Raw genomic sequence first — 7105 nt, 5'->3', positions numbered from 1 at the left:
ATAAAGACTGTGGCTGGAAATACCAAGTCGTTCAGCGACCTCTGCTACTGGGTAATTGCGCTCAGTCACCTGCTTGACGGCTGCCAGTTTGAATTCTTCCGTGTAACGTTGCTGCTTGCTCATAATACCTCCTGATTGACCTCAGTTTGAGGCTCTTGAGGTGTCTAGGAAAGTAGGGGCGATTCAGCGTGGTAGCCAGAGCGATCGCCAGAGCCTGCAGATCCGGGTTACTCCCCAATAGGCCTGAACGCTTCGCAATCTGTGCCCGGAGCCCCGTTAGTGGGGCTCGTCGGCCGCATATTCGCACAACTGGCGGCTGCGCAGCAGATACCAGAGCGCCCAGAGGCTGGCAACCAGCACCAGCGCGGTGGGCCAGCTGAACGACCACTTCTGCAAGTTGAGGCTGTGCAGCTGCATCAGCATGCCGCTGGTGGCAGAGCAGAGCAGCAGCAAGGGGCTATGGCGCCTGAGTCTGGCGCGAATGCCATGGGTCTGCTGATAGGTGCCGCCACAGGCGAGCAACGCCAGGATGGCGGGCACATCGGTCAGCAGGCTGATGTAGAGGGTGATCTTGTCCGGATAGAAGAGGGTCAGGATCTCGCTGCCGCTCTCGCGGGTGACCCCTGCCATCAAAAAGAGCCAGACCGAGCGGGTCAGCAACAGGGCGATGGGCCAGAACCAGAGGGGCGGGCGCAACTGGCCGTGATCGTCATATCGGTGTTCGGGGTAGAGGGTCATGGTTGCCCGTTATCCACTTGAATTGAGTGATGGAAGGGATATGGGGCGACGAAGCGTCCTTTGCAAGGCGTTGGGCGTGGCGCAAATTAATCGGGGGGCCATGCCCCCCAATCCGTTTCTTAAGATATCGCAGCGCGCGTCGGCGGCGTTACAGCCAGCCTTTGCGCTTGAAGAAGAGGCCGGTGCCGAGTGATGACATCACCATCAGCACCAGTGACATGGGATAACCATACTCCCAGGCGAGCTCCGGCATGCGGCCAAAGTTCATGCCGTAGATACTGGCGATCAGGGTCGGCGGCAGGAAGATCACGGCGGCTACCGAGAAGATCTTGATCACCTTGTTCTGCTCCAGATTGGTCACCCCCATGGAGGCCTCCAGCTGGAAGTTGATCTTGTCGAACAGAAACTGGGTGTGGGGCAACAGGGATTCCACGTCGTGCAGCATCTCGTCGATCCACTTGTTCTGCTCAAGGCTCATGCGCTGGCGCAGGCTGCGTTTGAGGAAACGCAGGGCGCGGCGGGTATCGTGCAGAGAGAGACGGATCTGGCCGTTGGCCTCTTCCTGTGCCATCAACTCTTTCAGCATGGGGTTGATCTGATCCGGCTCGAAGATCTGATCGGCGGTGTTTTCCAAGGTCTTGTAACCATCTTCGATAAGGTCGGAGAGGTACTCCACCTTGAGGTTCTGCACCTCCAGCAGGATGTCGAGGGCATCCTCCACCTCCAGCCGATCCTGGCGCATATAGTGGCGCAGCAGGCGCACCAGCCCGATGTCATCTTCGCGAATGCTTATCAGCAGGTTGTTGCGCAGGGTAAAGGAGACGTGGACACCCTTGGTGTCACGACCGATCCGCTGGGGAAACAGGGAGTGAATGTGCAGACCATCGGTATCCCAGTAAAAACGGGCGGATGCTTCGATGTCGTCGAGCTCTTCCTTGTCGGGGACCTCTTCCAGGAACAGGCCCGTCAACCATTCTCGCTCTGCCGTGTCCGGCTTGTAGGCATCCAGCCAGACCGTGTTGTCAGGTACTATGTCGTCAGGCCCGAGCGTGACTATATCCAGCACCTTGTTGTTGAGAATGTAGGCGGTGATCATCTGTCCCCCCTTAAAAAGTCATGGGTAATCAGGGATGGTTGCACAGGTCATGCGGCCTTAGATCGCTGCAGAAGGCGATCCCGTGGATAAGCAGATCGGGCCGATGGAAAACCTGAATGCGGCGAACTATACAGTGGCGGGCCGCGCTTGTCAGGGGCTATTCATCAGGGATTCAGCTTGTTTGTTCAAAAAAACAGCGAGGTCGGATCACCTGAGCGGCTATGCGGGGTAGAACCCGCCTTTGGCTGGGGGAGAGCTAGCTGGGGCTGCTTGTTGCCGCTGCCCCGCTTCATCACATATTCGGATAATTGGGCCCGGATCCCCCCTGTGGCGGCGTCCAGATAATGTTTTGACTGGGATCCTTGATATCGCAGGTTTTGCAGTGGATGCAGTTGGCGGCGTTGATCTGCAGTTTGGCCGCACCTTCCATTTCAAGCACTTCAAACACCCCTGCCGGGCAGTAGCGTTGGGCGGGTTCGGCCCAGGTGGGCAGATTGACCTCGACCGGAATGCGCTCGTCCTGCAGCTTGAGGTGGCAAGGCTGATCCTCGTCGTGACTGGTGTTGGCCAGATACACAGACGAGAGTTTGTCAAAGCTCAGCTTGCCATCGGGTTTGGGATAATGGATGGGCTCGCAGCGGCTGGCCACGCGCAGCTGACGGTAGTCGTGAGCCTTATCAAGCAGCTTGAAGGGCGAGTTTGCGCCAAACAGCCGTTGCTCCAGCCAGTTGAAGGCACCGCCCAACCAGGGACCATAGCGGTGAAGCGCCGCGCCGAAGTTGCGTGCTGCCTTGAGTTCGCGGGCCAGCCAGCTCTGGTGCAGCTCGTCACCATACTGGGCCAGATCCCGCCCTCCCTCATCGCCCCCCCGCAGCGCCATCGCGACGGTTTTTGCCGCCAGCATGCCGGACTTCATGGCGGTGTGGATCCCCTTGATGCGGGAAAAGTCGAGAGTGCCGGCATCGCAGCCGATCAGCAGGCCGCCCGGGAAGTGCATGCGGGGCAGGGCGTGCCAGCCCCCCTTGGTGATGGCGCGGGCGCCATAGCTGATGCGCTCACCCCCTTGCAACACGCCGGCGATAAGCGGGTGATGCTTGAGGCGCTGGAATTCATCGAACGGGCTGAGCCAGGGATTCTGGTAGTTGAGATCGACAATCAGCCCGACCGCGACCTGATCCCCCTCCATGTGATAGAGATAGAAACCGCCGTGACTATTGCCGCCCCCCTGCTTGCCAAGGGGCCAGCCACTGCCGTGCAGCACCTTTCCCGGGTTGCCCCGACCTGCTGGCAGTTGCCACAGCTCTTTGAAGCCGATGGCATAGTGCTGGGGCTGGGCAGGGCTTGCCAGATTGAATGTGGCGATCAGCTGCTTGCCGAGATGGCCGCGGGCCCCCTCGGCAAAGAGGGTGTAGCGGCCGAGCAGCGCCATGCCGGGCACATGATCTGCTTTCGGATTGCCCGCCCGATCCAGCCCCAGATCGCCGGTGATCACCCCCTTGACCCGGCCCGCTTCCATGATAAGTTCGCTGGCGGTAAATCCCGGGTATATTTCGACTCCCAGTTTTTCCGCCTGTTGGCCAAGCCAGCGGCAGAGATTGCCGAGGCTGACGATGTGACAGCCCTCATTGTGCATCCGGGGCGGCACCGCCCAGGCGGGGAGTTGCAGGGAGCGTTGCTCGCTTTGCAGCAGATGAACCTGATCGTCGCTGACCGGCACGCCGAGCGGCGCTTGCTGCCAGCAATCCGGCAGCAGCTCTTGCAAGGCGACGGGATCAAACAGGGCGCCGGAGAGCAGATGGGCGCCAATTTCCGCTCCCTTCTCCAGCAGACAGACAGAGAGAGTGGCATCCTGCTGTTTCAGGGCGATGGCTGCACTGAGCCCCGCCGGACCGCCGCCGACGATGACGACATCAAATTCCATTGCTTCCCGTTCCATCTTGCCTCTGCGCTCTGGTTGGCCTAGGGTAATGCTGGTAGTTTACGTAAACGTAAAGCAGTTGTAAGCAAAACTGAGCAAGAAAAAGCAAAAAATCAGGGAAGAGCGTACTGCAACAAACGCAGAGGCACACTAATGAATTCAATCCAAAGAGACGAGGCATGACCCCATGAAGCTGCTGGTCGCAATCAAACGGGTAGTCGACTACAACGTCAAGATCCGGGTGAAGGGAGACGGCTCCGACGTGGAGCTGGCCAATGTGAAGATGGGGATCAACCCCTTTTGTGAAATTGCGGTGGAGGAGGGGGTCAGGCTGCGGGAAGTGGGTATCGCCAGCGAGCTGGTGGTGGTGACCTTCGGCCCTGACGCTGCCGCCGAGCAACTGCGCCATGGGCTGGCGCTGGGGGCGGATCGGGCGCTGCATTATGTCACCGATGAGACGCTCACCCCGCTGACTGTCGCCCGTGCCTTGCACAAGGTGTGTGAGCAGGAGCTGCCGGATCTGGTGCTGCTCGGCAAGCAGTCCATCGATTCAGACAACAATCAGGTGGCCCAGATGCTGGCTGCCCTCAATGATTGGCCGCTGGCGACCTGTGCGTCAGCCCTCAAGGTGGAAGCTGGGGAACTGCTGGTGACCCGCGAAATCGACGGTGGCCTCGAGACCCTCGGCATGCCGCAGCCTGCGGTAGTGAGCGCCGATCTGCGTTTGAATGAACCGCGCTTTGCTTCGTTACCCAACATCATGAAGGCCAAGCGCAAGCCGCTTGATAGCGCCCCGTTCTCGACACTCGCCGTTGAGGTGGCCAATCAGACCGGCTTGCTCGGGGTGATGGCGCCGCCAGCCCGCAGCGCCGGGGTCAAGGTGGGCTCGGTGGACGAGCTGGTGGACAAACTCAAACACGAAGCGAAGGTGCTGCCATGAGCGTGCTGATCATTGCCGAACATCATCAGGGCCATCTGGCCGACAACGTGGCACAACTGGTCACCGCCGCCGGAGCCATCGGCGGTCAGGTTGACCTGCTGTTGCTGGGTCAGGGGCTGACCGAGGCGGGTGAACAGGCGGCAGCCCTCAGCGGCGTCGACAAGGTGTTGCTTGCCGAACATCCCCTGCTGGCCGACGGGCTGCTGGATGGGGTGGACAAGCTGCTGGCCAGCTGGTGCGAAGGTTACAGCCACTGCCTGATGGCGGCGAGTGCCATGGGCAAGGCGCTGCTGCCACAGGTGGCGGCCCGGCTCGGGGTGGAGATGCTCTCCGAGGTGACGGCTATCGAGAGCAGCGACACCTTCCTGCGCCCCATCTATGCGGGCAATGCCATTGCCAGAGTGGCAAGCTCGGCGCCCGTCAAAGTGATGACGGTGCGGGCCACCGCGTTTGCCAAGGCGGCGACGGGCGGGCAGGCTCTCATCGAACGCTTGGCCGTGCCCGAATTCGCTGGTCGTACCCGGTTGGTCGAGCGCCGCGCGGTGCGCTCCAGCAGGCCCGAACTGACCGCCGCCCGGGTGGTGGTCTCCGGTGGCCGGGCACTGGGGTCCAAGGCGCAGTTTGCTTTGATAGAAGCGCTGGCCGACAAGCTGGGCGGCGCCGTGGGGGCATCGCGAGCCGCTGTTGATGCGGGATATGTCGCCAACGATCTGCAGGTGGGACAGACCGGCAAGGTGGTGGCGCCCGAGCTCTATATCGCGGTTGGTATTTCTGGTGCCATTCAGCATCTGGCGGGGATGAAGGAGTCGAAGGTGATCGTGGCCATCAACAAGGACAGCGATGCCCCCATCTTTCAGGTGGCGGACTACGGGCTGGTGGGGGATCTCTTCACCCTGCTGCCTGAGCTCACCGCCAAACTGTAAATTTGTCAAAAATGGCTGAGCTGTGGTCGTTTATGCGCTCTGCCCGCCATTTCTGTGCATGTTCTCTGCAAGCCCTGACCCGTTCAGGGCTTTTTCTACTGCAAGGGGGATGCAGAGTGACGGTAAAAGGTTGAGCCAGCTCCCAAAAAGCCTTTGATCCTGTGGCTGCTCTTGTGTAAAACCTGACAAGTCATCGATTACTCTCATCCACTCACGGAAAGCGTCATGAGCAAACAGATTTACAACTTCTGCGCCGGCCCCGCCATGCTGCCGGTTGAAGTCATGGAGCGCGCCCAGCGCGAATTTTGTAATTTTCAGGGGCTGGGAGCCTCGGTCATGGAGCTTTCCCATCGCGGCAAGCCCTACATGGCGGTGGCCGAGAAGGCCGAAGCGGATCTGCGCGAACTGCTGGCGGTGCCGGACAACTACAAGGTGCTCTTCATGCACGGTGGCGGCCGCGGTCAGTTCTCCGCCGTGCCCATGAACCTGCTGGGCGGCGCCAACAAGAAGGCGGACTTCCTGCTGACCGGCGTCTGGTCCCAGAGCGCTGTGGATGAAGCCAAAAAGTATGGCGATGTCCAGACCTTCCAGGGGGTTGCCAAGAACGAGCAGGGGATCTCTCACCTGCTGCCGACCCCGGCGTTTCGCGCCGATGCGGCCTATGTTCACTACTGCCCGAACGAAACCATTGATGGCATCGAGATGTTCGACATCCCGGCCACCGGCGAGGTGCCGCTGGTAGCAGATCTCTCCTCCACCATTCTCTCCCGTCCTCTCGACGTGAGCCGCTTTGGCATCATCTATGCCGGTGCCCAGAAAAATATCGGGCCGTCCGGGCTTGCCATTGCCATCGTGCGCGATGATCTGCTGGATCAGGCGAGAGCCGATGTCCCCTCGATTTTCGACTACAAGCTCACTGCCAAGAACGACTCCATGTTCAACACGCCGCCCACCTACGCCTGGTATCTGGCCGGTCTGGTGTTCGAGTGGCTCAAGGAACAGGGTGGCCTCGAGGCGATGGAAGCGCGCAATAAGGAGAAGGCAGACTTCCTCTATGACTATCTCGATCAGTCGAGCTTCTACGGCAATCAGGTGGATGTCAGCTGCCGTTCGCGCATGAACATCCCGTTCCAGCTGAAAAATGCCGAGCTGGACAAGCAGTTCCTGGCAGAATCGGAAGCGGCCGGCCTGCTGGCCCTCAAAGGACACCGCATTGTCGGTGGCATGCGTGCCAGCATCTACAACGCTATGCCGCTGGAGGGTGTTAAGGCCCTGGTGAGCTTTATGGATGGCTTTGCCAAGCGTCACGGCTGAGAAGAGAGCTCCACCTGTTTGCTGGTGGCCTCTCGTGACATCTCGTGAGCCGCTTCCAGCTATTGCAATGATTCAAGACGCTGGGGATACCCCGGCGTCTTTTTTTCAACAGAACCAGCGCGCTGGCGTTTGCCGTGCGATTTCCCCTGAAAGTGCCCTTGCCGAGCGGGACGCAG

At 60.2% G+C, this 7105-nt stretch carries 7 protein-coding genes; 3 read left to right on the top strand and 4 right to left on the bottom strand.

Features of this window, described 5'->3' with window-relative positions; translation table 11 throughout:
- The 4 genes from AB5Y92_RS20560 to AB5Y92_RS20545 form a co-directional block, all read right to left on the bottom strand.
- Window positions 1-123 (bottom strand): transposase (locus AB5Y92_RS20560; protein WP_368227524.1); only part of this gene is annotated, 123 nt, incomplete at its 3' end.
- Between the two features lie 153 nt (window positions 124-276).
- Window positions 277-738 carry a DUF2919 domain-containing protein gene (locus AB5Y92_RS20555; RefSeq protein ID WP_368227522.1) on the bottom strand — a complete coding sequence of 154 codons (462 nt, stop codon included), beginning with the start codon at window positions 736-738 and terminating at the stop codon, window positions 277-279.
- A gap of 148 nt (window positions 739-886) precedes the next feature.
- Complete coding sequence (corA, locus tag AB5Y92_RS20550; RefSeq protein WP_005337059.1) at window positions 887-1834, bottom strand: magnesium/cobalt transporter CorA; 948 nt, start codon at window positions 1832-1834, stop codon at window positions 887-889.
- 292 nt (window positions 1835-2126) lie between these two features.
- Window positions 2127-3770, bottom strand: a complete 1644-nt coding sequence (locus AB5Y92_RS20545) for an electron transfer flavoprotein-ubiquinone oxidoreductase (protein WP_368227521.1) — start codon at window positions 3768-3770, stop codon at window positions 2127-2129.
- A 169-nt stretch (window positions 3771-3939) separates the two neighbouring features.
- Between AB5Y92_RS20545 and AB5Y92_RS20540 the strand changes: the two genes are divergently transcribed.
- The 3 genes from AB5Y92_RS20540 (at window position 3940) to serC (ending at window position 6929) form a co-directional block, all read left to right on the top strand.
- Window positions 3940-4692 (top strand): electron transfer flavoprotein subunit beta/FixA family protein, encoded by a 753-nt coding sequence (locus AB5Y92_RS20540; RefSeq protein WP_368227519.1) that lies wholly within the window; start codon window positions 3940-3942, stop codon window positions 4690-4692.
- The gene (locus AB5Y92_RS20535; protein ID WP_216978614.1) at window positions 4689-5615 is read left to right on the top strand and encodes an electron transfer flavoprotein subunit alpha/FixB family protein; all 927 of its coding nucleotides are present in this window, start codon (window positions 4689-4691) and stop codon (window positions 5613-5615) included. The genes AB5Y92_RS20540 and AB5Y92_RS20535 overlap by 4 nt, the downstream gene beginning before the upstream one ends.
- A gap of 225 nt (window positions 5616-5840) precedes the next feature.
- A complete protein-coding gene (serC, locus tag AB5Y92_RS20530) occupies window positions 5841-6929 on the top strand; it encodes a 3-phosphoserine/phosphohydroxythreonine transaminase (protein ID WP_181269883.1) in 1089 nt (362 codons plus the stop codon).
- Window positions 6930-7105 lie beyond the last annotated feature (176 nt).

The sequence above is a fragment of the Aeromonas sp. R1-1 genome (assembly GCF_040908495.1).
In the GTDB taxonomy this organism is placed as follows: domain Bacteria; phylum Pseudomonadota; class Gammaproteobacteria; order Enterobacterales; family Aeromonadaceae; genus Aeromonas; species Aeromonas veronii.
The sequence above is the reverse complement of the archived record's forward strand: the minus strand, read 5'-3'. Positions and strand labels throughout refer to the sequence as shown.

Coding starts and splice junctions, on each gene's coding strand:
- AB5Y92_RS20555 (WP_368227522.1), bottom strand. CDS start 738: ATGACCCTCTACCCCGAACACCGATATGACGATCACGGCCAGTTGCGC.
- corA (WP_005337059.1), bottom strand. CDS start 1,834: ATGATCACCGCCTACATTCTCAACAACAAGGTGCTGGATATAGTCACG.
- AB5Y92_RS20545 (WP_368227521.1), bottom strand. CDS start 3,770: ATGGAACGGGAAGCAATGGAATTTGATGTCGTCATCGTCGGCGGCGGT.
- AB5Y92_RS20540 (WP_368227519.1), top strand. CDS start 3,940: ATGAAGCTGCTGGTCGCAATCAAACGGGTAGTCGACTACAACGTCAAG.
- AB5Y92_RS20535 (WP_216978614.1), top strand. CDS start 4,689: ATGAGCGTGCTGATCATTGCCGAACATCATCAGGGCCATCTGGCCGAC.
- serC (WP_181269883.1), top strand. CDS start 5,841: ATGAGCAAACAGATTTACAACTTCTGCGCCGGCCCCGCCATGCTGCCG.